The 23,959-nt window shown below is 72.6% G+C and carries 22 protein-coding genes; 1 reads left to right on the top strand and 21 read right to left on the bottom strand.

What is annotated here, in order from left to right; translation table 11 throughout:
• Positions 1 to 70: 70 nt before the first annotated feature.
• The 6 genes from rarD to lspA all read right to left on the bottom strand — a co-directional run bounded on the left by rarD (position 71) and on the right by lspA (position 5,710).
• Positions 71 to 994 carry an EamA family transporter RarD gene (gene rarD / locus A4U64_RS09495; protein WP_006933438.1) on the bottom strand — a complete coding sequence of 308 codons (924 nt, stop codon included), beginning with the start codon at positions 992 to 994 and terminating at the stop codon, positions 71 to 73.
• Between the two features lie 46 nt (positions 995 to 1,040).
• Positions 1,041 to 1,604, bottom strand: a complete 564-nt coding sequence (locus tag A4U64_RS09490; protein ID WP_043801901.1) for a LemA family protein — start codon at positions 1,602 to 1,604, stop codon at positions 1,041 to 1,043.
• A 70-nt stretch (positions 1,605 to 1,674) separates the two neighbouring features.
• Positions 1,675 to 3,453 (bottom strand): DUF2207 domain-containing protein, encoded by a 1,779-nt coding sequence (locus A4U64_RS09485; RefSeq protein WP_065922495.1) that lies wholly within the window; start codon positions 3,451 to 3,453, stop codon positions 1,675 to 1,677.
• A gap of 57 nt (positions 3,454 to 3,510) precedes the next feature.
• On the bottom strand, positions 3,511 to 4,140 hold the full coding sequence (locus tag A4U64_RS09480) for a hypothetical protein (RefSeq protein WP_081705100.1): 630 nt from the start codon (positions 4,138 to 4,140) through the stop codon (positions 3,511 to 3,513).
• 11 nt (positions 4,141 to 4,151) lie between these two features.
• Positions 4,152 to 5,060, bottom strand: coding sequence for an RluA family pseudouridine synthase (locus tag A4U64_RS09475; protein WP_174824791.1), 909 nt, complete (start codon positions 5,058 to 5,060; stop codon positions 4,152 to 4,154).
• 14 nt (positions 5,061 to 5,074) lie between these two features.
• Positions 5,075 to 5,710 (bottom strand): signal peptidase II, encoded by a 636-nt coding sequence (gene lspA / locus A4U64_RS09470; RefSeq protein ID WP_037200951.1) that lies wholly within the window; start codon positions 5,708 to 5,710, stop codon positions 5,075 to 5,077.
• 48 nt (positions 5,711 to 5,758) lie between these two features.
• Between lspA and A4U64_RS09460 the strand changes: the two genes are divergently transcribed.
• Entirely contained in the window at positions 5,759 to 6,703 is a 945-nt protein-coding gene (locus A4U64_RS09460; protein WP_373566437.1) for a hypothetical protein, read from the top strand.
• Positions 6,704 to 6,767: 64 nt separating this feature from the next.
• Here the strand turns inward: A4U64_RS09460 and A4U64_RS09455 are convergent, their stop codons facing one another.
• The 15 genes from A4U64_RS09455 to murD form a co-directional block, all read right to left on the bottom strand.
• Positions 6,768 to 7,265, bottom strand: coding sequence for a hypothetical protein (locus A4U64_RS09455; RefSeq protein WP_029544171.1), 498 nt, complete (start codon positions 7,263 to 7,265; stop codon positions 6,768 to 6,770).
• Between the two features lie 144 nt (positions 7,266 to 7,409).
• A complete protein-coding gene (locus tag A4U64_RS09450; protein ID WP_006933423.1) occupies positions 7,410 to 8,753 on the bottom strand; it encodes a DNA polymerase IV in 1,344 nt (447 codons plus the stop codon).
• A gap of 90 nt (positions 8,754 to 8,843) precedes the next feature.
• Positions 8,844 to 12,005, bottom strand: coding sequence for an isoleucine--tRNA ligase (gene ileS / locus A4U64_RS09445; RefSeq protein WP_006933421.1), 3,162 nt, complete (start codon positions 12,003 to 12,005; stop codon positions 8,844 to 8,846).
• A gap of 289 nt (positions 12,006 to 12,294) precedes the next feature.
• Entirely contained in the window at positions 12,295 to 12,516 is a 222-nt protein-coding gene (locus tag A4U64_RS09440; protein WP_006933419.1) for a hypothetical protein, read from the bottom strand.
• 43 nt (positions 12,517 to 12,559) lie between these two features.
• Positions 12,560 to 13,414 carry a DivIVA-like cell division protein Wag31 gene (gene wag31 / locus A4U64_RS09435; protein WP_043801962.1) on the bottom strand — a complete coding sequence of 285 codons (855 nt, stop codon included), beginning with the start codon at positions 13,412 to 13,414 and terminating at the stop codon, positions 12,560 to 12,562.
• Between the two features lie 148 nt (positions 13,415 to 13,562).
• Positions 13,563 to 13,853, bottom strand: coding sequence for a YggT family protein (locus A4U64_RS09430; RefSeq protein ID WP_003938221.1), 291 nt, complete (start codon positions 13,851 to 13,853; stop codon positions 13,563 to 13,565).
• Between the two features lie 114 nt (positions 13,854 to 13,967).
• Positions 13,968 to 14,636 carry a cell division protein SepF gene (locus A4U64_RS09425; protein WP_006933414.1) on the bottom strand — a complete coding sequence of 223 codons (669 nt, stop codon included), beginning with the start codon at positions 14,634 to 14,636 and terminating at the stop codon, positions 13,968 to 13,970.
• Between the two features lie 31 nt (positions 14,637 to 14,667).
• Positions 14,668 to 15,405, bottom strand: coding sequence for a YggS family pyridoxal phosphate-dependent enzyme (locus tag A4U64_RS09420; protein WP_006933413.1), 738 nt, complete (start codon positions 15,403 to 15,405; stop codon positions 14,668 to 14,670).
• A complete protein-coding gene (pgeF, locus tag A4U64_RS09415; protein WP_006933412.1) occupies positions 15,402 to 16,157 on the bottom strand; it encodes a peptidoglycan editing factor PgeF in 756 nt (251 codons plus the stop codon). The genes A4U64_RS09420 and pgeF overlap by 4 nt, the downstream gene beginning before the upstream one ends.
• Positions 16,154 to 17,350, bottom strand: a complete 1,197-nt coding sequence (ftsZ, locus tag A4U64_RS09410; protein WP_006933411.1) for a cell division protein FtsZ — start codon at positions 17,348 to 17,350, stop codon at positions 16,154 to 16,156. Before ftsZ ends, pgeF begins: the two co-directional genes overlap by 4 nt.
• 202 nt (positions 17,351 to 17,552) lie before the next feature.
• The gene (locus A4U64_RS09405) at positions 17,553 to 18,287 is read right to left on the bottom strand and encodes a cell division protein FtsQ/DivIB (RefSeq protein WP_084648618.1); all 735 of its coding nucleotides are present in this window, start codon (positions 18,285 to 18,287) and stop codon (positions 17,553 to 17,555) included.
• Positions 18,284 to 19,816 (bottom strand): UDP-N-acetylmuramate--L-alanine ligase, encoded by a 1,533-nt coding sequence (murC, locus tag A4U64_RS09400; RefSeq protein WP_029544177.1) that lies wholly within the window; start codon positions 19,814 to 19,816, stop codon positions 18,284 to 18,286. The genes A4U64_RS09405 and murC overlap by 4 nt, the downstream gene beginning before the upstream one ends.
• Positions 19,813 to 20,967 (bottom strand): undecaprenyldiphospho-muramoylpentapeptide beta-N-acetylglucosaminyltransferase, encoded by a 1,155-nt coding sequence (gene murG / locus A4U64_RS09395; RefSeq protein WP_006933407.1) that lies wholly within the window; start codon positions 20,965 to 20,967, stop codon positions 19,813 to 19,815. The genes murC and murG overlap by 4 nt, the downstream gene beginning before the upstream one ends.
• Positions 20,964 to 22,472, bottom strand: a complete 1,509-nt coding sequence (ftsW, locus tag A4U64_RS09390) for a putative lipid II flippase FtsW (RefSeq protein WP_006933403.1) — start codon at positions 22,470 to 22,472, stop codon at positions 20,964 to 20,966. Before ftsW ends, murG begins: the two co-directional genes overlap by 4 nt.
• Positions 22,469 to 23,902 carry a UDP-N-acetylmuramoyl-L-alanine--D-glutamate ligase gene (murD, locus tag A4U64_RS09385; RefSeq protein WP_231386024.1) on the bottom strand — a complete coding sequence of 478 codons (1,434 nt, stop codon included), beginning with the start codon at positions 23,900 to 23,902 and terminating at the stop codon, positions 22,469 to 22,471. Before murD ends, ftsW begins: the two co-directional genes overlap by 4 nt.
• Between the last annotated feature and the right edge of the window lie 57 nt (positions 23,903 to 23,959).

Below are 23,959 nucleotides of genomic sequence, written 5' to 3'. Positions count from 1 at the left end.
CCGAGTGTAGGCCTCCCCGGCGACGGGATCGGACCGCCACACCGGCGCCGGCGGCGAGTCGTGACCGGTGTTACTCCGGTGTACTCGAGGTGACCGGTTCGAGGCGTCCGCGCGCCGTGCGGGCCCGCAGGACGGCGTCGACGGTGAACACCGCCAGCGCGGTCCAGATCAGCCCGAATCCGATCCACCGCGAGGCGGGCATGTCCTCGTGCAGCACCAGCACGCCCCACGCCATCTGCAGGCCGGGGGTCAGGTACTGCAGCATGCCGAGGGTCACCAGCGGCACCCGCTGGGCGGCCGCCCCGAACAGCAGCAGCGGCAGCGCCGTGACGAGCCCGGCCGACACGAGCAGCAGCGAGTGCCCGGCCCCGTGGCCGGTGAAGGTGCCGGTGCCGGTGACGGCGAGGAAGACCAGGTAGCCCGCCGCGAACGGCACGGCGACGATGCCCTCCCCCGTCAGCGACGTCCGCGGATCGAGCGGCACGATCTTCTTGACCACCCCGTACAGCGCGAACGAGAACGCCAGGGTCAGCGCGATCAGCGGCGGCCGGCCGTAGTCCACGGTGATCACCGCCACCGCGGCGGTCGCCACGAACAGGGCCGCGACCTGGGCGCGGCGCAGGCGCTCCCGGAAGAACAACACCCCGAACAGCACGCTGACCAGCGGGTTGATGAAGTAGCCCAGCGCGGTCTCGACCACCCGGCCCGACACGACGCCGTAGATGTACGTACCCCAGTTGACGGCGATGGCCACCGACGCCGCCGCGACCAGGGCCCACACCCGCACGCCCAGTCCCCGCAGCGAGCCCAGCCGGCCGAGCACGGCGAGCAGCAGCAGCATCGCCAGCAGCGTCCACAGCACCCGGTGGGCGAGGATCTCGACGGGTCCGGCGGGCTCGAGCAGCCCGAAGAACGCCGGGAAGAGTCCCCACGTCAGATAGGCGCCGAGCCCGCACACGATGCCGGCGTCGAAGCGCGATGCGGTGCTGCTCACCGCTCAACGGTAGGGCCCGGTGGCGCGACCGCGCGCGCCGGGTGGATCAGAACGACACGGTCGGCGGCAGTTCCGTGCCCGCCGGAGCGGTGTAGAACTCACGCTCGCGCACACCCGCCGGTCCCGCGAAGAACATCCACGGGATCGTCTTCAGCGACGTGTTGAGCCGGCCCGCGGCGTCGTTGTAGTACTGGCGGGCGAAGGCGAGCTGGTCCTCGGTCTCGCCGAGCTGGCGCTGCAGATCCAGGAAGTTGGCCGATGCCTTCAGGTCCGGGTAGTTCTCGGCGACGGCGAGCACGTCGAACACCGCCTTCTCGAGCCGGGCGTCGGCCTGGGCCTTCTCTGCGACCGTGCCGCCGGAAGCCGCCCGCGACGCGGCGGTGCGCGCGGCGGTGACCTCCTCGAGCACGCTCTTCTCGTGCGCCGCGTAGCCGCGCACCGTCGCCACGAGGTTCGGCACCAGGTCCGCGCGCCGGCTCAGTTGCACGTCGATGCCGCCGAGGGCCTCCTGGGCCAGCACGTCGGCGCGGCGCAGCCGGTTGAAGCCGACCACGAACACGGCACCGAGCACCACCACCAGCACGACGACGATCACGATTGCGGTCACCATGGAGCCGCCCTCCTTCCGTAGCCCGGCACCGGTGCGGACGCGCCGGTGCCTCGTTCACCGCGGCGATCGGTCACCACGAGCCGCCACCACCGCCGCCGCCGCCACCACCGCCACCACCGCCGCCCGACGACGAGGACTGCGACGCGGTGTACGCGCCGATCGACGACGACAGGGCCGACTCGAAGCTGTCGAATCCCCCGGTCCCCGAGGCGAATCCGTGCACTCCGACCGAATACGGGTACCACGCCGGCGCCGGCGGCTCGGACCCGGTGACCGTGCGGTACTTCTCCGCCCACCGGTCGGCCACGCCGAACGCGACCGCGTGCGGAATGTAGCGGGTGTAGAGGTCGCGTTCCGCCGAGAACCGGTAGCGGTCCTCGCTCGACGGGGTCACGAGCATGCGCCGGAACCCACCGGCACGCGACCACATCTCGCGGCCCTTCGCGGTGCGCCGCGTCCCCGCCTCCGGCCGCAACAGCTCCCATCCGCCGAACACGAACGCCGCCGCCGGCAGGCCCCACATGCTCGGCCACACCGGCACCGCGAACCCGACCACCGCGAGGACCAGCGCCAGCACCACCGCCGCCTTGCCGAGACGCTCGCGGGCCGACGGGGCCACCAGTCCCTCGGTGCGGGCCCAGATCCGGCACTGCGACGCCAGCTCCGTCGTCGCCTTCGACAACCGTTCCCCCGCCGACTTCGAGCCGTCGGCCCGCAGCACCGCGCCGGGGTACGAGATCTGCAGTGCGTCGCCGACCGCCCGGGTCACCGGGTCCGTCGCCGCCCACCTGTCCGCGGACGCGACGCCGCGGACCTCCCACACGTCGGACTTCTTCCCGCCGCCGGCGGGGCGCAGCTCGACCAGTTCCTCCTCTGCGGCGTACAGCAGCGTCGCCGCGAGCGGCGCGGGCCCGGGCCGCTCGGAGGCGAGGTAGACGGTCTGCACCGGTCCGAAGCCGTCGGGCGGCGAGTACAGCACCGGCAGGCCCGGCTCGGGTTCGCGGGCTGTCCACGCCCACCGGGCCGCGACGGCGAATCCGAGCAGGCTCAGCATCGCGACCACCGCCACGACCGGCGCCGACCGCCCGAGGATGGGATCCCAGGCGACCGGCCAGGGCACCGTGGCCCGGGCCGGGGCGTCGAGCCCGAGCCCGATGCGCACGTTCACCGCCGTCCGGGGTTCGAGCCCGGTCACCCCGACGGAGACGGTGTCGGTGCCGGCCCCGCCGAGGATGCAGGCCGCCCCCGACACCGCACATTCGACCAGGCCGGACGCCGCGGGCAGCCGCACCGTGATGTCGGCCCGGTCGATGGCCATCTCCCACCCGCCGGGAACCACGCTCCAGTGGAACACCGAGCCGACCGGGGCGGCCGTCCCCGCGGCCGTGTCGAACGTCGCGGCGGCGCCGCCCGGTGGGTCGAGGACCCCCTCGGTGGTGTACTCGATGCGATAGGTGTGGGTGCCCGGCTCCAGGTACACGTCGGGGTCCCCGATCTTCGCGACGACGAATCGGTGTCCCTGTTGCCGGCTCGTCTCGAACGGCTCGGGCGCGCCGTCGCGTTCGACGGAGACGATCTCGGGGATGTGGCGCACGTGCGGATCGGCGCCCGTGGTGACGTCCCAGTACCGGAAGATGCCGTGCCGGCCGGCCGGGAAGGCGACCGTGACGGTTTCGGTGGCGGTGAGCCCGCCGTCGGCCTCGACGGTGTAGTCGGCGGTGTAGTTCGTGATCCGCGCCGGATCCGACGCGGCGGATGCGTCGCCGGTGTCGAGTCCGGCGAGCAGCGGCCACAGCAGACCGGTCGCAGCGAGCAGCGCAACCAGGAGATACCCCAGAACCCGTGCCACCGCGCCACCGTACCCACCGGCGAGGCGTCTGTCCCGCCGATCCTGCGCGACCGGATCTCAGGGCTCGCCGTCGTCCGGTCCCGGAGCGACGACGTCGACGTGCTCGGGCAGCAGCGGGTTCACCGAGAACGCGCCGGCGACCGCGTCCGCGGGCAGCAGTTCGACGGCGCGGACGCCGGGGGCCGCGGCGAGCTCCGACGCCACCGCCGGCGCGACGCGCACCACGACGCCGACGACGCAGGCGCACCCGTCCGCGAGACGATCGGCCGAGACCGCGGCGACGCGCGCGGCCCGGTCGGCGCCGCCCGCCTGCCGCAGCCGGCCCGCCGCGACGGCGGGCGCACGCAGCAGCGCCTCCCGATGGGCGGGCACGGCGACCGGGACCAGTGGGGTCTGCACCCGCTCGATCGGGACGCGGAACAGCACCTGCGCGATGCGAGGGTCTCCCGGCAGCGCCGCCGCCTGCTCGACCGTCACCGGCGTCGCGAAGGACACCAGGCCCCACCGCGGTTCGCCGGTGCCGGACTCGACGCTCGCCTGGGCGCGCGCGAGGTAGCCGGCGACCGCCTCGCCGTGGTCGGGGCCGAGGGTGTCGGTGCGCACCGTCGCCGTCCGGGCCGGCGTGAGCAGCCCGGCCGCGAGCACCGCCAGCAGCAGTGCCGCCGTCGCCGCCCACGGCAGGGACACGCGCCGCACGGTCAGGCGCTGCGCAGCACGGCGAGCGCGTGCTCGAGGTCGGCCGGGTACTTGCTGGTGATCTCGATCCAGCGCCCGTCGGCGGGATGCGCGAACCCGAGCGACCGGGCGTGCAGCCACTGCCGCTCGAGGCCGAGCCGCTCGGCCAGGCGCGGGTCGGCGCCGTAGGTCAGGTCACCGCAGCAGGGGTGCCGCAGCGCGGAGAAGTGCACGCGGATCTGATGGGTGCGGCCGGTCTCGAGGTGGATGTCGAGCAGGCTCGCGGCCTGGAACGCCTCGATCGTGTCGTAGTGGGTGATGCTGGGCTTGCCGTCGGCGGTGACGGCGAACTTCCAGTCGCTGCTGCGATGCCGGCCGATCGGCGCGTCGATCGTGCCGCTGCTCGGATCGGGGTGCCCCTGCACGAGGGCGTGGTAGCGCTTGTCGATGGTGCGCTGCTTGAAGGCCCGCTTGAGCACCGTGTAGGCGCGCTCGGACGTCGCGACGACCATGACCCCGGACGTGCCGACGTCGAGGCGGTGGACGATGCCCTGCCGCTCGTGGGCGCCGGAGGTGGAGATGCGGAATCCGGCGGCCGCCAGTCCGCCGATCACGGTCGGCCCGGTCCAGCCGACGCTCGCGTGCGCGGCGACGCCGACGGGCTTGTCGACGGCGACGATGTCGTCGTCCGCATAGAGGATCTCCATGCCCTCCACGGGCGTCGCCTCGATGGTGAGGGGCCGGGGCGGCTCGGGCAGTTCCACCTCGAGCCAGGAACCGGCGGACAGTCGATCGGACTTGCCCGCGGCGGCACCGTCGACCAGGACGGCTCCCTCCTCGGTCAGAGCGGCGATCGCCGTGCGCGACAGGCCGAGCAGCCGTGCCAGGCCCGCGTCGACCCGCATCCCGTCGAGCCCGTCGGGGACGGGCATCGCCCGGGTTTCTCTCACTTGTGTGCTTCCTTTCTGCTGTCGGAGGAGCCGGTCTTCCGCGAGCCGTCCGGTTCGACGCCGAAGACGGTCAGCGCCACGAGCAGGATCGCGCCGCAGACGATGGCGGAATCGGCGACGTTGAACACCGGCCACCAGCCGACCGACACGAAGTCGACGACGTGGCCCTGCAGCGGGCCCGGGGAACGGAAGATCCGGTCGACGAGATTACCCAGCGCGCCCCCGAGGACGAGCCCGAGTCCCAGCGCCCACCAGCCCGATCGCAGCGTGCGGCCGATCCTGACCACGCCCACCACGACGGCGACGGCGACCAGGGTCAGCAGCCACGTCATGCCGGTGGCCATCGAGAAGGCGGCGCCCGGGTTGCGCACCAACGTGAGCGTCACGGTGTCCCCGACGATCGAGACGGGATCGGCCGGATCGATGTAGTGGACGGCCAGCACCTTGGTGAGCAGGTCGAACCCGAAGATCACCGCGGCGAGGGCGAGCAGCTCGCGCAGCCGCCGGGCCGGCGCGGGCGCGTCCTTCGCCGGGGTTCCGGCCGAGGACGACGCAACCGGGGGTTCCGCGACGGCGTCGGGGTGGGCATCGTGCTCGGTGGGGTCGTCGGTCACCCTGCCATCATCCCCCATTCGAGGAGCGCGACGGCCACCCCGCCCGCCGTGGCTACCCTGGGGTGCGTGCCTGTGCTGCCCAGATTCGCCCGCCCGAGGGCCCGCTCCCTCGGTGTGGCCCTGTCCCTGACCACCCTCCTCGCCGGGTGCGGCAACTCCGCCGACGGTGCCGCCCCCACGTCGACGGCGACCTCGACGGAGGTCACGGTGCCCGTCGCCGCGGTCACCGCGGTGGTCCTGGAGCCGGGGGCCGAGCCGCGCAGCCGGATCCGGCTCACCCCACCCGTCGACACGAGCCAGCAGGTGGCGCTGACGACCGCCTCGCAGGTCTTCCAGTCGATCGGCGATCAGCCGGCACAGGACTTCTCCACCCCCGAACTGACGTTGCCTCTCACCGCGCGGGTGAGCGACGCCGTGTCGGACGCCTCGCCGAGCAGCCTCGTGGACCTGCGGATCGACGACGCCACCTCGCCGGATGCGGCCCTCGCCGCAGCGCTCGGGCCCGCTCGGGGATCCGAGGCGGGACTGACGATGTCCCCGTCCGGCGCGGTGAGCGCGCTGCGGCTCGATCCCACGCCGGACTCCGCGGACATCGCCCGATCGGCCATCGAGCAGGCCTTCTACCAGGCCGTGTACCGGATGGTGTCGTTCCCCGAGGAGGAGATCGGCGTGGGTGGGGTGTGGGAGATCCACCAACAGGTGATGAGCGGGATGGCGCTCGATCAGGTCGCCACCGCGAGCCTGCTCGAGCGGGACGGCGACCTACTGACCGTGCACCTGCGCATCACCCAGACCCCGCGCGAGGCCACCTGGGCGCTGCCGAACGGGTCCGGTCGGCTGAACATCGACCGGTACGAGATGACCGGCGAAGGCACGATGACCATCGACCTCGGCCGGCCGCTCCCGATCGCCGGGGACCTCACGGTCGGCGGGGAGCAGGCGTACAGCGATCCCGCGGGCACCACCCGTCTGGCGCAGACCCTGGTGGACCGGGTGCGCTGGCAGTCCTGAGCGGACGGGCGGACGCGACGGCGGCCGGGGCGGATCTCCGCCCCGGCCGCCGTGTCGGTCTCCGTCAGGCGCAGGCCGGCGACTGCAGCTGAGCCGTCGCGACGATGGCGCAGGCGTTGTTCTTCGACAGCTTCCACACGCCGTTCTCCGCGACGAAGTCGACGGTGCCGACGGCGGGCTGCTGCGCACCGGCCAGCAGAGTCTCGATGCCGGCGGTGACCGTGCCGTTCTGGTTGTCGTTGACGTCCAGGACGGTGATCTGCGCGCCGGCCTGCTTGGCCGCGGCGGCGACCTGGTCGATCAGGGCGGGATCCTGCTCGGCACCCTGCACGAGGTTCACCTTCTCCTCGGCCGGGACGGTCTCGTCGAACGCCTTGGCCAGCATGGCGTTGAGGTCCTCGACGGTCGGCACCGGCGGGTACTGCGCGGCGGCGGTCGTGGTGCTGGTGGTGGTCTTCGCCGAGGTCGAGGTCGAGCTACCTCCGTCGTCCGAGCTGCAGGCGGACATCGTGAGGGCGGCGGCCAGAGCCACCGTGGCGACAGTGATCTTGCGAAGCTTCAACTTCTCGTCCTTCTCGTTCTCGATCGTGCACGGGTGTACCGTGCTCGGTTCATCCAGCAGCGGATGCTCCACCGGGACAGCGGATCGCCCGTAAGCGTACCCGGCGGTAGTAAGAAGACCGTGAGAGCGGCGGGGCCCGCGCGCTCACCCGAGGCCGGCGAGCGGATCGGCCTCGGAGAGGGCGGGATCGTTCTCGTCGAGGGTGCGGGCCGGCCCCGGCCCGGTCGAGCGCGTCTCGAAGCGGATCGTCACCACGCCGTGCCCGGCGCCCTGCACCCAGCCGTGTCCGAACTCCGGATGCCGCACGTCCGTGCCGGGACGCCACCGCCGTCCCGTCACCGTCGTGACGTGCTCCGGCCCGGCGTCCGGCGACGACTCCACCGGGTCCTCCGGGGGCTGCTCGAGCTCGGGAAACAGCGACTCCTGCCGGATGCTGGACAGGCCGGCGAGGCCGACGCCGACGAGGCGGATCGGGCCGATCTCGAGCGGGTCGAGCGCCAGCCGCTGCGCCGCCGCCGTGAGCGTCGCCACATCCTCGGTGGCGTACGGCAGCGTCGACGAGCGGGTGAGGATGCTCATGTCGGCCTTGCGCAGCTTGAGCACGACGGTCCGGGCGGCCCGGCCGTCGCGCCGCAACCGGCGATGCGCTGCGGCGGCGCTGCCGGTGACGGCACGTCGCAGCTCGGCGAGGGTGACGATGTCCGTCGGGAACGTCGTCTCGGCGCTGACCTGCTTGGCGTCGGCGCGTTCGACGACCGGTCGATCGTCGTGCCCGTTGGCGAGCCGGTGCAGCGCCGGGCCGACCGTGGCGCCCAGGATCGAGGCCGCCTCCGGGACCGGCAGCGCGGCGAGGTCACCGATCGTGTCGATGCCCAGACGCCGCAGGCGCTCCTCCGACACCGGTCCGATCCCCCACAGCTTGCGTACCGGCAGGCCGTGCAGCAGCGCCAACTCCTCCTCGGGACGCACGACGAGCGCTCCGTCGGGCTTGGCGAGGCCGGAGGCGATCTTGGCGATCTGCTTGCCGGAGCCGGCGCCGACGGACGCGACGAGGCCGGTGCGGGCCCGCACCTCGTCGCGCAGCCGCGCACAGAACCGTTCCACGTCGTGGTGGGCGGCGCCGGCGAGCTCGGCGGGTTCGGCGAACGCCTCGTCGAGCGACAGCGTCTCGAGCACGGGGATGCGCTCGCGCAACACGTCGAACACGGTCTGGCTGAGCGCCTGGTACAGCACCCCGCGCGGCGGCAGCACCACCGCGGCGGGCCCCACCAGCCGGCGGGCCCGGCTCATCGGCATCGCCGACCGCGCCCCGAAGACGCGGGCTTCGTAGCTGGCCCCGGCGACGACGCCGCGCGCGCCGAGGCCGCCGACGAGCACCGGCCGACCCCGTAGGGTCGGCCGGGTCAGTTGTTCGGCGGAGGCGAAGAAGGCGTCCAGGTCCAGGTGCAGCACCCAGCGCCGACCGCTCGGATTCACCACGGGGGGCACCCGGGCATCCTCGCCCCTCGCACCGACATCACGCCCGCATCGGCGTCACCGCCGTCGTGGCCGCGCCGCGCACCCCGGTCACCGGGACGCTCATGCCTTGACGATGGCCGCGCGCACCCCTTCACCGAGGTCGAGCGCCCCGTCCCCGGCGGGCGCGAGTTCGAAGCTGGTGGCGAGCACCTCCGAGGCGATGAGCTCGCGGTGCCGCAGTGCCCAGTCGGCGCGGTCGGCCGGCACCTCGAACACGACGGAAATGCGGTCCGAGACGTCCAGGCCCAGGTTGCGGCGGGCGTCCTGCAGCTCGCGGATCCGGTCCTTCGCCCAGCCCTCGGCCTCGAGCTCCTCGGTGACCGTGGAGTCCAGCACCACCAGGCCGGCGCCGCCGGGCAGCGCGGCCGTCGACTCCGGCTCCGCCGCGACCAGGCGGGTGGTGTACTCCTCCGGCAGCAGCGCGATACCGGCGGCCGTGACGGTGCCGTCGGCCGCCTCGGACCAGTCCCCGGCCTTGACGGCCCTGATCACCGTTTGCACGTCCTTGCCGAGGCGCGGTCCCGCGGCCCGGGCGTTGACGACCAGCTCGAAGCGGCCGTGCGCATCGACGTCCTCGGTCAGCTCGACCGACTTGACGTTGACCTCGTCCTGGACGAGCTCGGCGAACGGCTGCAGCCGGTGCGCCTCGGGGGCGGCGACGGTGACCTGCGGGAGCGGCAGCCGCACGCGCAGCTTCTGGGCCTTGCGCAGCGACAGCACCGTCGAGCACACCGAGCGGACCTCGTCCATCGACTCGACCAGGGCCGGGTCGGCCGGCAGGTCCCCGGCGGCCGGCCAGTCCGCCAGATGCACGGAGCGGCCGCCGGTCAGGCCGCGCCAGATCACCTCGGTGACCAGCGGCAGCATGGGGGCGGCGAGGCGGCTGACGACCTCGAGCACCGTGTGCAGGGTGTCGATCGCGTCGGCGTCCTCGTCCCAGAACCGGCTGCGGGAGCGGCGCACGTACCAGTTGGTGAGGGCGTCGCTGAAGGTACGCAGCTCGTCGCATGCTCCGGCGATGTCGACCACCTCGAGCGCGTCGGTGATGGCGTCGCGGGTGGCGGCGAGCTTGGCCAGGATGTACCGGTCGAGTACGTGCGGCGAGTCGGTGCGCCACGTGCCGGGCTTGGACGCGTACAGCTGCAGGAAGCTCCACGCGTTCCACAGCGGCAGCAGCGCCTGCCGGACGCCCTCGCGGATGCCCTGCTCGGTGACGACGAGGTTGCCGCCGCGCAGGATGGGCGAGGACATCAGGAACCAGCGCATGGCGTCGGAGCCGTCGCGGGCGAACACCTCGTTGACGTCGGGGTAGTTGCCCTTGGACTTGCTCATCTTCAGCCCGTCGTCGCCCAGCACGATGCCGTGGGCCGCGACGGTCTTGAACGCGGGGCGGTCGAACAGCGCGGTGGCGAGCACGTGCAGGGTGTAGAACCAGCCGCGGGTCTGACCGTTGTACTCGACGATGAAGTCGCCGGGATAGTGCGAGTCGAACCATTCGGTGTTCTCGAACGGATAGTGCACCTGGGCGAACGGCATCGACCCCGACTCGAACCAGCAGTCGAGCACCTCGGGGACGCGGCGCATCGTCGACTTCCCGGTCGGGTCGTCCGGGTTGGGGCGGGTCAGCTCGTCGATCATCGGCCGGTGCAGGTCGCTCGGCCGCACCCCGAAGTCGCGTTCGAGCTCGTCGAGGGAGCCGTACACGTCGACGCGCGGGTAGGCCGGATCGTCCGAGACCCACACGGGGATGGGGCTGCCCCAGTAGCGGTTCCGGCTGATGTTCCAGTCGCGGGCACCCTCGAGCCACTTGCCGAACTGGCCGTCGCGGATGTGCTCGGGCACCCAGGTGATCTGCTGGTTCAGCTCCACCATGCGGTCCCGGAACCGGGTCACGGCGACGAACCACGACGGGACCGCCATGTAGATCAGCGGCCGGCCGGACCGCCACGAGTGCGGGTAGGAATGCTCGATCGTCTCGTGCCGCAACAGTTTTCCGGCGGCCTTGAGGTCCTTGATGATCACCGGGTTGGCGTCGAAGACCTGCAGACCCTCGTAGGGCGGAACGAGAGCGGTGAACTTTCCGCCCGGATCGAGCGGCTGCACCAGCTCGATGCCGTTGCGCTGGCAGTACTCCATGTCCTCTTCACCGAAGGCCGGTGCCAGGTGGACGATTCCGGTGCCGGAGTCGGTGGTGACGTAGTCGGCCGCGATGATCCGGTGGGCGTTCTCCCGGCCCACGAAGAAGTCGAACGGCGGCTCGTAGGCCAGGCCGACGAGGTCCGCGCCGGTGTACCGGCCCAGCACCTCGGGTTCGTCGCCGAACTCGCGGGCGTAGTGACCGAGTCGGTCCTCCGCGAGCACATACGTCCTCGCGTCGTCACCCTCGCCCACGCGGACGGCGACGTAGGTGATGTCGGGGTGCACCGCGATCGCGAGGTTGGACGGCAGCGTCCACGGCGTGGTGGTCCAGATCAGGGCGTTGGCGCCGTCGAGTTCGCTGCCCGGTGCGCGCACCACCATGTCGACGGTGACGGCCGGGTCCTGACGCATCTTGTAGGCGTCGTCGAGCCGGGTCTCCTGGTTCGACAGCGGGGTCTGCTCGTACCACGAGTACGGCAGGACCCGGAAGCCCTGGTAGATCAGGCCCTTGTCGTAGAGCTGCTTGAAGGCCCACATGACCGACTCCATGAAGTCGAGGTCCAGGGTCTTGTAGTCGTTGTCGAAGTCCACCCAGCGGGCCTGCCGGGTGACGTAGTCGCGCCACTCCCCGGTGTACCGCAGCACCGACGTCTTGCAGTAGGCGTTGAACTCGGCCAGCCCCATCGTGTCGATCTCGGACTTGTCCTTGATCCCGAGCTGCTTCTCCGCCTCGAGCTCGGCGGGCAGGCCGTGACAGTCCCAGCCGAAGCGCCGTTCGACCTTCTTGCCGCGCATCGTCTGGAAGCGCGGGATGAGGTCCTTGACGTAGCCGGTGAGCAGGTGCCCGTAGTGGGGCAGGCCGTTCGCGAAGGGCGGGCCGTCGTAGAAGACGAACTCGTCGGCGCCGTCGCGATTCGCGACCGAGGCGCGGAAGGTGTCGTCCTTCGCCCACCCGTCGAGGACCTTCACCTCGAGCTCGGGGAAGTCGATGCCCGAGTCCTTGGCGACCCCGTAGTCGACGCGCGGGTATCCGCCGGTCGGTGCGTCGGGGGCCTGCGGGCGGTCGGGGGTGCTCTTCGTCACAGCGTGACTCCTCGTGCCTAGACGTGTCCGGCACGGGGACGATCGCCGCGCCCTGTGCGCCGGCAACCGCGGTACCACCCCGCTTGCACCGTCCCTCCGGGCTCTGCCGGCCGGACGGGCCTCTCGTTCGGGCTGTGACGGGCCCACCCGTTCGGTTCTACTGAGTCGTGCCGGTCGGCACGGCCGTTCTTCCGAAGGCTCCCCGGTGATGGCCGGATCGACGCCGTCCCCGGCGGCTGCCGGGGGAAAGCACTGCAAACTGTTCTCGGACTATTCTATGCTGCCGCGCTCACTCGCTCGGATCGCGTCCCTCGCGGCGCCGTCTCGGCTCGGATCCCGTCGTCGTCGGGGGCGCGGTCCGCTTGCCACTCAATGCGCTGATCAGCAACAGGACCGCGCCCACCACACACACGACGATGCAACCCCAGGCCCACAGCACGGACCCCGTCATGAGGGCCACGACGAGCATGCCGAAGCCGACGGCTGCAAGGGCGAGAGTCACCACCAGCACGGCGCACCCTCATCGGAACCCGGCCATCGGACCGCCGCCTCGATCAGCTGTTGCCCTTGGCGAAGGACGTGGAACCGAACGAGGAGTTCGACTGGTTGAACGCCTCCTGGCCACCGTCGACCGGCACGGCGGAACCGCGCTGTTCGAGCTCCTCGAGCTGAGATTCGAGGTAGGACTTCAGGCGCACCCGGTACTCGCGCTCGAAGGTCTTGAGCTGCTCGATGCGGCCCTCGAGCACCGAGCGCTGCTGGTTGATCGTCGCCATGATCTCGGTGTGCTTCTTCTCGGCGTCCGCCTGCAGCGCGTCGGCCTTCTCCTTGGCCTGGCGCAGCTGCGTCTCGGAGCGGGTGCGGGCGTCGGCGAGCATCGCCTCGGACTTCTGCCGCGCGTCGGCGATCATCGCCTCGCTGCGGGTGCGCGCATCGGAGATGAGCTGCTCGGAATTGGTGCGGGCGTTGCGCAGCAGCTCCTCGGCCTCGGCCTTGGCGTCGCCGGTGAGGCGGTCCGCCATCTCCTGGGCCAGGCCCAGGACCTTGGCGGCCTGCATGCTCGCGTCTCCGGAGGCCGGTGCGGCCGCAACCGGTGCGGGCGCCGGTGCGGGCGCCGGCGCCGGAGCGGGTTCCGGCGGCTTCGGCGCCTCGACGACGCGAGCGGGCTCCGGTTTGGCCGGCTGGGCCGGTGCCGCCGCGCCGGGTCGGGCACCCTTCTTGGCCTCGGCGAGCTCCTGGTCGAGCTCGGCCACCCGCTGCCGCAGGTCGGCGTTCTCCTCGATCAGGTGGGTCAGTTCCTGCTCGACGAGATCCAGGAACGCGTCGACCTCGTCCTCGTTGTAGCCACGCTTTCCGATCGGCGGCTTGCTGAACGCGACATTGTGCACATCAGCTGGGGTCAGCGGCATGGAAGGATCCCTTCACGCGTCGTGTGAGCGGTCAAGCAAGCATTCAGTTATATCCACAGTGCGTCACGCGTATCAAACTCACTGTAACTGGCACCCCATTCTGGCACAGGGCGGCTTTCGCGCGGATCGTCCGAGCAGGTGTCGGCCCTCAGAGCGTCCCACCTCGGGGAATGAACGCCATCAGGAAGTAGACGATGAACAGCAGCACCATGATGGACAGATCCAGTCGCACTCCCCCGAGATTCAGCGGAGGAATGAGCCGGCGCAACAGTTTCACCGGCGGATCGGTGACCGTGAAGATTGCTTCGAGAACGACGACGACGAATCCCGTCGGCTTCCAGTCCCGCGCGAACGTCCGGATGAACTCGACAATGATCCGGCCGATCAGCAGCAGCCAGAAAATGAACAGCAGGAACCAGAGCACCTCGAATACGGCCACCCGCCCACTCTGCCCGACGACGGCGGATCGAGCCAAACCGAAACGCCCGGCGTCCGGTGTTGTACACCGGGCACCGGGCGTCGACCGTGCCGGAACCGCCGCTGCGGGTTCAGGTCACTGCTGGTTGTAGAACCCCGTCTCCGCGATCCGGCGGCGCTCCTCGGCGGAGACGTCGATGTCCGCCGGGGAGAGCAGGAACACCTTGGTGGCGACCTTGTCGAACGAGCCGCGCAGCGCGAAGGCCAGCCCGGCGGCGAAGTCGACGAGCCGTTTGGCGTCGGCGTTGCTCATCTCCACCAAATCCATGATCACCGGGGTGCCGTCGCGGAACCGCTCGCCGATGGTGCGGGCCTCGCCGTAGTCCCGGGGACGCAGCGTGGTGATCTTCGACAACGGGCCTCCCTCGTCGAACAGTGCGCCGCGACGGGCCTCGGACCGTTCGAGCCGGCCCTCGGAGCCGAGCGACGACCGCGCGGCGGCGCGGGCAGGCGGCGGGGTCGGGCGCGGTGCGCGGGCCGTGATCGGCTCCACGCGGGCCGCCCGCACGGGGGGCTCGTAGCGATCGAAGCCGTCCGGCTCGAAGTCGCGGCCGGCGTCCTCCCGGCGCGCCGCCTTGTACTCGTCGCGGTGCGACGGGCCGTAACCACCGCCGGCGTACGGCGGCTCGTCGTACTCCCGGTCGCGCTCACGGCGGGCGCTCGCGGGGTCGTCGAGGTAGTCGTCCTCGTATTCCTCGAGCGGCACCATCCCGAAGTACGCCTTGAACTTGTGGAGTGAGCTCATGGATCAACCTTCCTCGCGCGGCGGTCGACACTCAGGCTAACGGCCGCGAGCCCAACACCGCGGTTCCGACACGCACGCATGTCGAACCCCATCGCACCGCCGCCTCGAGGTCGCCGGACATGCCGGCCGACAGTTCGGTGGCCTCGGGATGATCGGAGCGCAGCCCGCTGTGGAGCCCGGCGAGCCGTTCGAATGCGGCGTCCGGGTCCCATCCCAGTGGCGGCACCGCCATCAGGCCCCGCAACTCGAGTCCGCCGGCGGCGGCGACCTCGTCCGCGAGTGCGGGCAGGTCCGCGGCGCTCACCCCGCCCCGCTGCGGATCGTCGTCGAGGCTGACCTGCAGCAGCACCCGTACGGGCGTCTCGCGGTCGCCGGACTCCCGCGCGGCCTGCGCACCGGCGTCCAGTGCGTGCGCCAACCGGACGCTGTCGACCGAGTGCACGGTGTGGGCCCAGCGGGCGACGGCACGCGCCTTGTTGCGCTGCAGCCGACCGATCATGTGCCATGCGACAGCGGGATCGGTTGTACGCGAACGGAATTCGGCAACCTTCGCGGCGGCCTCCTGTTCGCGGGATTCGCCGAAGGCCCGGCACCCGAGTCCGTAGAGGATCTCCACGTCGGAGACCGGGAAGAACTTCGTCACCGGCAGCAGGGCGATCTCCGCCGGGTCGCGGCCGGCGGCCCGGGCCGCGGCGTCGAGCCGCTCGCGTGCCCGCCGCAGCCCGTCCGCGATCTCGGCGCGCCGCGCGCCGGGATCCGCTGCGCTCACCGGCCACCTCCGGCACCGGTGGCCGATACGGCCTCGAGCCAGATCACCGCCGCCAACCGCCCGGTCGGCGCCTGACGGCGATGACTGAACAACGTCGGATCCTCGATGGTGCACCGGGGATCCTCCGCGACCGCCACGACGCCGTGCGCGCGCAGTTGCCGTCGCAGCCCCGCGCGCAGGTCCAGCCCGGGCGTGCCCCGCACGGTGCGGGTGGCGCTGCCGGGCAGGTGGGCCTCGACGTCGGCCTGCATCGAGGCGGGCACCTCGTACCGGCGTCCGCTCGCGGCGGGCCCGAGGAACGCGCCGATGCGCTCGCGGTGCGCACCGAGCTCGACCATCGTGTCCAGGACGCGGGGAACGATGCCCACGCGGGCGCCGATCCGGCCCGCGTGCACCGCGGCGATCACGCCTGCCTCCTCGTCCGACAGCAGCACCGGCACACAGTCCGCGCTCAGGGTGACGAGCGCGAGGCCGGGCTCGCGCGTGACCAGGGCGTCGGTCGCGGGCACCGGGCCGTCGACCGGGCCGTCCACGACGGTGACGTTGCGGCTGTGGATCTGCTCCATCCACACCAGCCGTTCGTAGGGCTGCCCGATCGCCGCGGCGAGGCGGCGACGGTTCGCCTCGACCGCCGCCGGGTCGTCACCCACGTGGTCACCGAGATTGAACGAGTCGTAGGGCGGGGCGGAGACGCCGCCGGCGCGGGTGGTGACGACCCGCCGCGCCCGGAGAGCCGACTGTGCCACCGTCACCGGCGCATGAAGATCGGCACGTCGACGTCGTCGTCGCCGTCCTCGTCGACCTCCACCGGCCGTGCCGGCTGCGCAGACCCGATCGGCGGCAGCGAACTGCCCGCGACGGGCTGCTGCTCGCGCGCCGGCATCTCCTCGGCCCGCTCCCGCTCCGGGCGGCCGACGTCGCCGGCACGTCCCGCGCCGATGGTGCCGCCGCGCGTTGCGGTGGTCGGCGGGGCCGATTCCACGGGACGCCGCGCCGGGGTGCCGCCGTCGAACCCGGCCGCGATGACGGTGACGCGCACCTCGTCGCCCAGGGAGTCGTCGATGACGGTGCCGAAGATGATGTTCGCGTCGATGTGGGCGGCCTCCTGCACCAGCGAAGCCGCCTCGTTGATCTCGAACAGGCCGAGGTCGGAGCCGCCGGCGATGGACAGCAGCACGCCGCGCGCGCCTTCCATCGACGCCTCGAGCAGCGGCGAGTTGATCGCCGCCTCGGCGGCCTTGATGGCCCGGCCCTCACCGCGGGAGGAACCGATGCCCATCAGCGCGCTGCCGGCGCCGGACATCACGCCCTTGACGTCGGCGAAGTCGACGTTGATCAGGCCGGGGGTGGTGATGAGGTCGGTGATGCCCTGGACACCGTTGAGCAGCACCTCGTCGGCGGAGCGGAACGCGTCCATGAGGCTGACGGCGGCGTCGCCGAGCTGCAGCAGCCGGTCGTTGGGGATGACGATGAGGGTGTCGCAGGACTCGCGCAGGGTCTGGATGCCCGTGTCGGCCTGGCCGCCGCGGCGCTTGCCCTCGAACGAGAACGGCCGCGTGACGACGCCGACGGTCAGCGCACCGAGCTTGCGGGCGATGCTCGCGACCACGGGCGCGCCGCCGGTGCCGGTCCCGCCGCCCTCGCCGGCGGTGACGAAGACCATGTCGGCGCCCTTGAGCACCTCTTCGATCTCGTCCTTGTGGTCCTCGGCGGCCTTGCGGCCGACCTCGGGATCCGCGCCGGCGCCGAGCCCCCGGGTGAGCTCACGGCCCACGTCGAGCTTGACGTCGGCGTCGGACATGAGCAGGGCCTGGGCGTCGGTGTTCACCGCGATGAACTCGACTCCCTTGAGTCCCTGTTCGATCATGCGGTTGACCGCGTTCACGCCGCCACCGCCGATACCGACGACCTTGATTACGGCGAGGTAGTTGTGCGGGGGCGTCATGGGCTCTCGCCTTCCTGAGAAATCGGTCACGCTTCGATCATCATCGGGTGAGGTACGGACAAACCCTCAACCACAGGTCGATGGTTATGTCAAGTATCTCGACTGCTGCGAAACGCTATGGCACGGTGGCGGCGATCCGCCAGCAGGCGCGCCGACGGCGGTCACGATTTTCGTCGCCGTGCCTCGATCGCCGTCCGCGCCGTCATCGCACCGTCGGCAGGTCGGGGCCCGCCACGTCGTAGGTCCGGCCGGGCTGGGTGAGCAGCGGCAGCACCACCTGAGCCTTGCGCTCCGAGCGCTCCACCCCTCCCCACACCACGATCCGGCCGTCGTGCAGCGTGAGCGAGACCTCCGACGCCGACGGAGCGGCCACCTCGCCCACCTGGACGCGCAGCTCGGGCGGCAGCGCCTCGAGCACCTCGATCGCCGCGGCCGTCGCCGGATCGCCGGGACCGGGGCCGGGGGTGACGAGGCGCGGGGTCAGCATGGGCGGCGGCTCGACCGCGAAGTCCACCCCGCCCGCGTCGAGCGAGTGGGTGCCGTCCGGCGCGTCGACGAAGAACACCGCCTCCCGCTCGGTCACCGTGACCCGCACGGTGGACGGGTACACGCGCTGTACCCGCACCGACGCGGCCCGCGGCAACGTGGCGACCCGCTGCGCCGCCGCCGCGGTGTCGACCTGCAGCAGCGGCGTGCCCTCCGCCAGCTCGAGGCGGGCCAGCACCTCGTCCTGCGGGATCGCCGTCGCGCCGACGACCTCCACGTTGCGCACCGACAGCAGCGGCGACAGCCAGGCGGCCGCGATCAGTCCGAGCACGGCCGCCACCACCGCCGCGCCGATCAGCACGGTCCGCATCCGCACGGACCGGCCCGACGGCCGTCGCGCGGGCCGCGCCGCCCGGCGGGGCCGGGTGCGGGTGGCGGAGGCGGGCGTCACGACCCGACCGGCCCCGGTCCGGCAGGAGCCCCCGGCCGCAGCCGGCCCGGCTTGCTGCGCAATGCATCGAGGATCTGGCGCCCGAGCATGGTCACGTCGCCGGCGCCCATGGTGATCACGACGTCGCCGGGACGGCTCAGCCGCGCGACCTGCCGCGGCACGAGGGACAGATCCGGCTGGTAGTGCACGGGCTTGGACACCGATCGCGCGACGAGGGCTCCGCTCACGCCCGGCCGGGGCTCCTCCCGCGCACCGTAGACGTCCAGCACCACGACCTCGTCGGCGAGGTCGAGGGCCGCACCGAACTCGGTGGCGAAGGTCTCGGTGCGCGAGTACAGGTGCGGCTGGAAGACGACGATCACGCGGGGTCGTTCGGTGCCGGTCTCGGTGTAGCGGACCGGTTCGCCGGCGACCAGTTCCGCGGCCGCGGCGAGGACGGCGCGGACCTCGGTGGGATGGTGGGCGTAGTCGTCGAACACCCGCACGCCGTGCTCGCGGCCGCTGTACTGGAATCGCCGGTGCACGCCCCCGAAGCCGGCCAGGCCCTCGACGGCCTCCTCGACCTGGGCGCCCGCCTCGAGGGAGGCGAGCAGTGCGGCGAGCGCGTTGAGGGCCATGTGCCGGCCGGGGACGGACAACCGCACCGTGCGCGGCGCCGCCTCGTCGGCGAGGTGGAACTCGGCGACTCCCCCGACGTCCTTGGCCTCCCAGTTGAGCAGCCGCACGCCGACCGGCACGCCGTCCACCTCGGCGCGGTCGCCCACCACTGCCGCCGTGCCGTATCCGGTGATCCGCAGGTCGTCGGCGCGACGGGCCGTCGCCCGCCGCGCCAGGGCGGCCGAGCCGGGGTCGTCGAGGCACGCCACGAGCAGCCCGCCGGGGGCGATGCGGTCGACGAACTCGTCGAACACCCGCACGTATGCCTCTTCCGTGCCGAAGAAGTCGAGGTGGTCCGCCTCGATGTTGGTCACGATCACCACGTCGGGGTCGTACTGCAGCAGCGAGCCGTCGCTCTCGTCGGCCTCGGCGACGAACACGTCGCCGCTGCCGTGGTGCGCGTTGGTGCCGGACTCGTTGAGCTCGCCGCCCACCGCGAAGGACGGGTCGAAGCCGCAGTGCTGCAGCGTCACCACCAGCATCGACGTCGTCGATGTCTTGCCGTGCGTGCCGGCGACCAGGAAGGTGCGGTGCCCGCGCATCAGGGCCGCCAGCACCGCCGGGCGCAGCAGGACGGGAACGCCGCGTTCCCGGGCGGCGACCAGCTCGGGGTTGTCCTGGGGGATCGCGGCGTGGGTCGTCACCACGGCGGTGGGGCCGCCCTCGAGCAGATCCAGCGCGCTCGCGTCGTGTCCGATGCGCACCGAGGCCCCCCGCGCGCGCAACGCCAGCACGCCGCGGCTCTCCTTGGCGTCCGATCCGGAGACCTTCCCGCCGCGAGCGAGCAGGATCCGGGCGATGCCGGACATCCCGGCCCCGCCGATACCCACCATGTGCACCCGCTCGAGCTGCGGGGGCAGCTGCTCGCTCATCGATCACTCCTGTTCGCTTCCACGCCTGCGACGTCCAGCACGATCCGCGCCACCTCGGCGGCGGCGCTGCGGTGGCCCGCCCCTGCCGCACGCCGTCCCATCTCGGTCAGGCGGGCTGCGTCGCGCAGCAGGGGGATCACCGCATCGGCCACGAACGCCGGCGTCAGTTCCTCGTCCGCCACGATCATTCCACCTCCCGCCGCCACCACCGGCCGGGCATTGAGTTCCTGCTCCCCGTTGCCGTGCGGCAGCGGCACGTACACCGCCGGCAGGCCGACCGCGGACACCTCGGCGACGGTCATCGCCCCGGAGCGGCAGATCACCGCGTCGGCGGCGGAGTACGCCAGGTCCATCCGGGTCAGGTAGGGCACGGCGACGTAGGGATACCGGTCGTGCTCGGGACGTGCGGGCACGTCGAGGGTGTTCTTCGGGCCGTGGGCGTGCAGCACGGCGATGCCCGCCGCGGCGAGCGGACCGGCGGCTCCCGAGACGGCCTCGTTGAGCGAACGGGCGCCCTGCGAGCCACCGAACACCAGCAGCACCGGCCCCTCCGGGGGGAGCCCGAAGTGCGCCCGCGCCTGCGCCCGCAGCGCCGCCCGGTCCAGCCCGGTGATCGACGACCGGACCGGGATGCCGACGATTTCGGCGTCGCCGCGGCGCACGATCCCCGAACCCGGGACGGCGGCCAGGACACGCTCGGCGCGCAGGGCCCCGATCTTGTTGGCGATGCCGGCGCGGGCATTGGCCTCGTGCACGACGACGGGGATGCGGCGCCGGCGGCGCAGCGGTCCGGCACCGGCGGCCAGGTAGGCGGGCAGCGCCACGTAGCCCCCGAATCCGACGACGACGTCGGCGTGGGTGTGGTCGAGCACCTCGCGGGTCCGGCGGACCGAGGCGAGGACCCGCGCCGGCAGCTTGGCCAGGTCGGCGGTGAGCTTGCGGGGCAGCGGCACCGGCGGGATCAGCTCGAGTGGATACCCGCGCTGCGGCACGAGGGTGGTCTCGAGCCCCCGCTCGGTGCCCAGCGCGGTGATCGTCGCCGTCGGCACCAGCCGGCGGATCGCGTCGGCGACCGCGAGGGCCGGCTCGATGTGCCCGGCGGTGCCACCCCCGGCCACCACCACGGACAGGGCAGACTGCTCGCCGCTCACCTACGGTTTCCTCGCTCTCCGGTTCGTCCGTCTCTGCTGTTCGTCGTGGTGCCCGCGCGGCGCCGCGGCTGCCGTGGGGGTTGGTCCCGCGGGGCGGCGGGCTGCGCCGCGCGGCCCTGACCGCGGGCGCGTTCCTGCGGCGTGCGGCCCCGTGGGGTCTGCCGCTCCCGGGTCGCCGTGCCGCCGCCCCGGTCGGCGGTGCCGGCCCGGCGTGCCTCGATCCGGCCGGGGTCGGCACGCCGGGAGGCGTCGAGCCGCACGGGTTCACCGCGCGACGGCGTGTACTGCTCCGGCTTGGGCAGCCGCAGCAGCCGCCCGAAGCGGCCGTCCTGCCCGGCGTGCAGGGCGGCGACGGCCTCGGGTTCGTGCCGCGCCGCGTTGGCGATCAGGCCGAACATCAGCAGCGTCGTCGCGGTGGAGGTGCCGCCGGCCGAGACGAGCGGAAGCTGCAGGCCGGTGACGGGCAGCAACCCGACGACATAGCCGATGTTGATGAAGGCCTGCCCGATGATCCAGGTGGTGGCGGTGGCGGTGAGCAGCCGCAGGAACGGATCCACCGATCGCAGCGAGATCCGCAGGCCGGCGTAGGCGAACAGACCGAACAGGCCGATCACCGCCAGGCCGCCGAGGAAGCCGAGCTCCTCGCCGATGATGGCGAAGATGAAGTCGTTGTGTGCGTTGGGCAGGTAGCTCCACTTGGCGCGGCTCTGCCCGAGCCCACGGCCCCAGAACCCGCCGTCGGCCAGGGAGAACTTCGCCTGACGGGCCTGATAGCCGATGCCTTGCGGGTCCGCGCCGGGGTTGAAGAAGGCCCGCACCCGCGCGGACCGGTACCCGGCGGTCAGCGCGAGGAGCACCGCCAGGCCGGCGGCGGTACCGACGATCGTCAGGAACACCCGCAGCCGCAGACCCGCGAACCAGAGCAGCGCGAGGACGATGATGGCGAGCGAGACGGTGGTGCCCAGGTCGGGCTGGAGGATGATCAGCAGGGTCACCACCAGGGTCGCCGGGACCAGCGGAACCATCATCTCGCGGGCGCTGGAGCGGTCGCCGCGGCGCGACGCCAGCAGGTGCGCGCCCCACACGGCGATGGCGATCTTGGCCAGCTCCGACGGCTGCAGCGACACGCCGGCGATGACGAACCACCCCCGGGTGCCCTGGGACAGCGTGCCGATGCCGGGGATGAGCACCAGCACCAGCAGCACGACGGTGACCGCGAACGCCGGGAACGAGAACCGGCGCAGCACCCGCACCGGAACGATCAGGGCGAAATAGAAGATGACCAGGCCGAGAGCGGCGAAGATCGCCTGCGAGGTGAACAGGCCGTAGGCCGAGCCGTTGGTGGCGACGGCCTCGACGCTCGACGACGACAGGACCATCACCAGGCCCAGCACGGTGAGCAGCACCGCGATCGTGACGATCAGGTGGAACGAGGCCAGCGGCCGGGCCAGCCACAGCCCGACCCGGTTCCGCGCCGTCCCGTCGGCGGGCTGCGGGGCGTTCACTGCCCCGTCCCGCCCCCGCGCAGCTCCTCGACCGCGGCGGCGAACGCGCGACCACGCTGCGCGTAGTCGGCGAACATGTCCAGCGACGCGGCGGCCGGCGCCAGCAGCACGGTGTCGCCCGCCGTCGCCAGCGACGCCGCCTCACGCACCGCGACCCGCATGGCCGCAGGTCCGTCCGCCCCCGGCAGCGCCACCCGGCGCGCCGCAGCCGGGGCCGTCCTCGGTTCGCTCGTGCTCATCTGCCCATCGTCGCGCGTGTCGAGGAGGACCATGGGGACCTCGGGGGCGTGTCGCGCCAGCGCGTCGGCGATGCGGTCGGCGTCGCGGCCGAGCAGCACCACCCCGGCGAGGCGGGGTGCGACCTCCGCCACCAGGTCGTCGACGTGGGCGCCCTTGAGCAGGCCCCCGGCCACCCACACCACCCGGTCGTGGGCGAGCAGCGACGTGCGGGCCGCGTGCGGATTGGTGGCCTTCGAATCGTCGACGTACTCCACGCCGCCGACGGTGCCGACCGGGGCGGCGCGGTGCGGACCGACCCGGTGCCGGCGCAGACCGTCGTGCACCGCGGAGGCGGGGACGTCGATCGCGCGGGCCAGCGCGGCGGCGGCGAGCGCATCCGACAGGCCGGCCGGCCCGGCAGGGGTCACGTCGACGACCGAGGCGAGCACCGCCGAGTCGGCGAAGGCCCGGTCGACCAGAACGTCGCCACTGATGCCGAGCTCACCGGGCTGCGGGTAGCCGAGCGTGAAGCCGACGGTGACGACGGCACGGGACCGGTCGCGCAGGCCCCCGGCGATCGGATCGTCGAGGCCGAGCACCCCCACGGTGCCGGACAGCGCCCGTGCCTTGGCGTCGATGTAGCCCGCCATCCCGCCGTGCCAGTCCAGGTGGTCCTCGGCGATGTTGAGGATCACGCCGGCCTCGGGCCGCACGGACGGCGCCCAGTGCAGCTGGAACGACGACAGTTCCACGGCGAGGACGTCGGCGCGGGGGTCCGCGCGGCGCAGCGCGTCGAGGACCGGCAGGCCGATGTTGCCGCACGCCACGGACGCGAGCCCGGCGGCCTCGAGGATCGACTGCAGCATCGTCGTCGTCGTGGTCTTGCCGTTGGTGCCGGTGACGACGAGCCAGCGCCGCGGCGGGCCGTAGATCTCGGCGCGGTCGATGCGCCAGGACAGCTCGATGTCGCCCCAGATCGGCACGGCGGCGCCGGCGGCGTGCGAGAGCAGCGGCGCGTCGGGCGCGAAACCGGGGCTCGTCACGACCAGCGCATACTCGTGCAGCGACGACGCGTCCGCGACGAGGTCGTCGAGATCGACGGTGTCGGCGCCGAGCTCACGGCAGCGCGCGAGGGCCTGCGGGTCGCGGTCGGTGACGGTCACCGTCGCGCCGAGGTCGCTGAGGGGGGCGAGGGTGGCACGACCGGACATCCCGCCGCCGGCGACGAGCACGCGGGCGCCGCGGAGCCGGTCCAGGTCTTGGCGGCG

The organism is Rhodococcus sp. WB1 (assembly GCF_001700945.1).
In the GTDB taxonomy this organism is placed as follows: Bacteria; Actinomycetota; Actinomycetes; order Mycobacteriales; family Mycobacteriaceae; genus Rhodococcus; species Rhodococcus aetherivorans.
The sequence above is the reverse complement of the archived record's forward strand: the minus strand, read 5'-3'. Positions and strand labels throughout refer to the sequence as shown.

Bases quoted from the DNA above. Each gene is read 5' to 3' on its own strand.
- A4U64_RS09490 (WP_043801901.1), bottom strand. From the start codon at position 1,604: ATGGTGACCGCAATCGTGATCGTCGTCGTGCTGGTGGTGGTGCTCGGT.
- A4U64_RS09475 (WP_174824791.1), bottom strand. From the start codon at position 5,060: ATGCCCGTCCCCGACGGGCTCGACGGGATGCGGGTCGACGCGGGCCTG.
- lspA (WP_037200951.1), bottom strand. From the start codon at position 5,710: ATGGGGGATGATGGCAGGGTGACCGACGACCCCACCGAGCACGATGCC.
- wag31 (WP_043801962.1), bottom strand. From the start codon at position 13,414: ATGCCGCTGACCCCAGCTGATGTGCACAATGTCGCGTTCAGCAAGCCG.
- A4U64_RS09425 (WP_006933414.1), bottom strand. From the start codon at position 14,636: ATGAGCTCACTCCACAAGTTCAAGGCGTACTTCGGGATGGTGCCGCTC.
- ftsZ (WP_006933411.1), bottom strand. From the start codon at position 17,350: ATGACGCCCCCGCACAACTACCTCGCCGTAATCAAGGTCGTCGGTATC.
- murC (WP_029544177.1), bottom strand. From the start codon at position 19,816: ATGAGCGAGCAGCTGCCCCCGCAGCTCGAGCGGGTGCACATGGTGGGT.
- murD (WP_231386024.1), bottom strand. From the start codon at position 23,902: ATGTCCGGTCGTGCCACCCTCGCCCCCCTCAGCGACCTCGGCGCGACG.